The sequence below is a fragment of the Mesorhizobium sp. M7A.F.Ca.ET.027.02.1.1 genome (assembly GCF_004022985.1).
Taxonomy (GTDB): Bacteria; Pseudomonadota; Alphaproteobacteria; order Rhizobiales; family Rhizobiaceae; genus Mesorhizobium.
Genome location: NZ_RZOL01000596.1, coordinates 1 through 2,611, shown reverse-complemented (window position 1 = coordinate 2,611; position 2,611 = coordinate 1). Strand labels below are relative to the sequence as shown.

4 protein-coding genes are annotated in these 2,611 nt (G+C 64.3%); 1 reads left to right on the top strand and 3 read right to left on the bottom strand.

Going from position 1 to position 2,611, the window contains the following annotated elements:
• Positions 1–130: 130 nt before the first annotated feature.
• The 3 genes from EN749_RS33900 to EN749_RS33890 form a co-directional block, all read right to left on the bottom strand.
• A complete protein-coding gene (locus EN749_RS33900) occupies positions 131–394 on the bottom strand; it encodes a glycine zipper domain-containing protein (protein ID WP_127271330.1) in 264 nt (87 codons plus the stop codon).
• Between the two features lie 151 nt (positions 395–545).
• Complete coding sequence (locus tag EN749_RS33895) at positions 546–932, bottom strand: DoxX family protein (RefSeq protein WP_245491560.1); 387 nt, start codon at positions 930–932, stop codon at positions 546–548.
• A 110-nt stretch (positions 933–1,042) separates the two neighbouring features.
• Positions 1,043–2,038, bottom strand: coding sequence for a bestrophin family ion channel (locus tag EN749_RS33890; protein WP_245491559.1), 996 nt, complete (start codon positions 2,036–2,038; stop codon positions 1,043–1,045).
• 95 nt (positions 2,039–2,133) lie between these two features.
• Here EN749_RS33890 and EN749_RS33885 point away from each other — a divergent pair, with 95 nt between their 5' ends.
• Positions 2,134–2,541, top strand: coding sequence for an ACT domain-containing protein (locus EN749_RS33885; protein ID WP_127268219.1), 408 nt, complete (start codon positions 2,134–2,136; stop codon positions 2,539–2,541).
• The last annotated feature ends 70 nt before the right edge of the window (positions 2,542–2,611 follow it).

The window sequence follows — 2,611 nt, the reverse complement described above, 5'->3', positions numbered from 1 at the left end:
GTGCAGCGGCGGCCGCACCGGCCGAGGCGGAAGCCGCCACCGCCGAATAATTGCTCTATTCGCATCCAGGAAAACGGCGGGCCATGTGCCCGCCGTTTTGCTGTCCAGTTCTGTCTGTAAGAGCTGCCGATCAATAACCGTCCGGGCAGCGGTCGACGTAGACGCGGCCACGGCGATCACGGTAGCGGCATTCGCCACGCTCGCTCGCCCGGCCGATCAGCGCACCGGCCACGGCGCCGACAGCACCACCGACGACGGCGCCTTCAACCGGATCGCCAGCGACCGCCGCACCGACGGCAGCGCCACCGAGGCCGCCTACGGCCGCGCCTTTTTCCGTTTGCGAACAAGCGGCGAGCGGCACCAGCAGCGCCATCAAAAGCATCATTTTCTTCATCATCGTTCCTCTCCGATAGGAGCCGCCTCCGCCGCCAGGCGAATCTCTAACTCGCAACTCCGCGATTCGATCCCTGAGACATTGCCCGGCAAGGGGTTCAGGCTTTCAGCGGAAAGCGATGCTTCGATCTGGATCTAACGGCTGAACGGGATCAGCGCGCGGACGCGCGCAGATACACGCCACCCCACAGGATAATGCCGAGATAGACGCCGAACAGAATGTGCGAGAACAGCGGGCTGTCGACACGGACATTCGTGGCGATGGCGCCGCCCATATAGGCGGTGAGCAGGATGGCGCCGAGCACCGAGGTGCGCGGCAGTGCATAGAGAGCGGTCGAGATCAGGCCGATGACGCCCAGCATGCGCGCGACATTGGCATCGGCCGGCCAGCCGAGCGGCACCATCGTCTGGGTGACGACATCGAGCGGCGGCAGCTTGATGACGCCATCGAAAATCATGAACAGCACGATGACGCCGCTGAGCGCGCGGCCGGCCCATAAAGCGCCCGGCGAGACGGGCGCGATTTCGGAAATGCTCATGGTGGTCCCTCCTAGTGGTTCGAGCCCTTTTCGCTGGGGTCGAACCAAGGACGTGGCATGGGGCTGCGATCCGACAGAGGTCCGATTGTTTTAAGCCCGCGCGCCTTCGCCTAGGAAAAATAAAACTTTTCCGCGGGGATCATCTTCGGCGGCGTTTCGCCCAGCGCTTCGAACACCGAGATTTCGCAGACACGGCAGAGGCCGTCGAGTGCAAGGTCGTTGGCCTCGGTGCCGAACGGATCCTCGAGCTCTTCCGACAGCGCGTCGAGGCCGAAGAAGGTGTAGGCGATCAACGCCGTGAACAGCGGCGTCGCCCAACCGGTGGTCGAGATCAGGCCAATCGGCAGCAGCAGGCAGACGATATAGGCCGTGCGATGCACCAGCAGCGTGTAGGCGAAGGGTAACGGCGTACCGGCGATCCGCTCGCAGCCGGCCTGGATGGCTGCGATCGACGCGAGCCTCTCATCGAGGATACGAAAGCCTATCGAGTCGACGTCGCCCGCCCGGCGCTGCGCATTGGCACGCCGGCCCATGCGCCTGACCATCTCATCTGCCGGATTGGAAAAGGCTGCGGCCTTGTCCGCCTCGGCGTCGATGAAGGCGCGGGCATCCTTCATGCTGTCGATCTTGCGCAACTGCCCGCGCAGGAAATGACAGAAGGCGAGCGCTTCCATCAGCAAGGCGCGCTGCTCGGTCTGGTCCGGGATGAGGCTGGTGGTGGCGCGGGCCAGGTTGCGCATTTCGAAGACCAGCGCGCCCCACAGCTTGCGCGCCTCCCACCAACGGTCGTAGGCGGCGTTGTTGCGGAACGAGAGATAGATCGACAATGTCACGCCGACCAGGCCGAAAGGCGTGATGTTGAAGATGCTGAAATCAAGCTGGAACCGGCGCGCCACGGCCAGGATGATCGCGGAATAGAGCGCGAAGCCCAATATCTGCGGCAGGATGCGTGGCACGACCGAACCGCGCATGATGAAGAACAGCTGCAGGAATGTGGGGCGCGGGCGAACGATCATCGAAGGCCTTTCACGGACCGGCACGGCCCTCAGCTCCTCTATTGTGCGATGCGACAGGTCCGCAAGCCCAGCCGCCAGCGACATCGCCATGTCGTCCTTGCAGCGCCAGGACTATCGGCACGCGCCGGTCGCGGATATTGAAGAGCACGTGGGCTGCGGCCCATTTCTGCAGGCGAGAGAAACGAATGACCGGCGAGACCGATCTGAAGACACTGCTGGCATCGATGACGCCGGAACTGCTGGCCGGCACCTATGTCTTCGCCACGCTGGCGCCTGGCGTCGCTCAGCCGGAAGGCCTCGAGCCGGTGATGGTGTTTCGCGAGCGCGAGGGCGTGACGCTGATCGTAACCGAGGAGAAGGCCATCGCTGCGGCACTGACCGCGTCATTCCGCTGCCGGATGGTCACGCTGAACATCCATTCGTCGCTGGAAGCCGTCGGCTTCCTCGCCGCCATCACCACGCGCCTCGCCGCCGCCGGCATGGGCGTGAACCCGGTTTCGGCCTTCTACCACGACCATCTGTTCGTCCCCGCCGACCGGGCGGAGGAAGCGCTGGAGCTGCTGGTTGGGTTGGCGGCTGAGAATCGAAGCTGAGGCTGGTGCTGCCCCTCATCCCCCTGCCGGGATCCTCTCCCCGTGAACGGCAGGGCTATCGCATATGGAA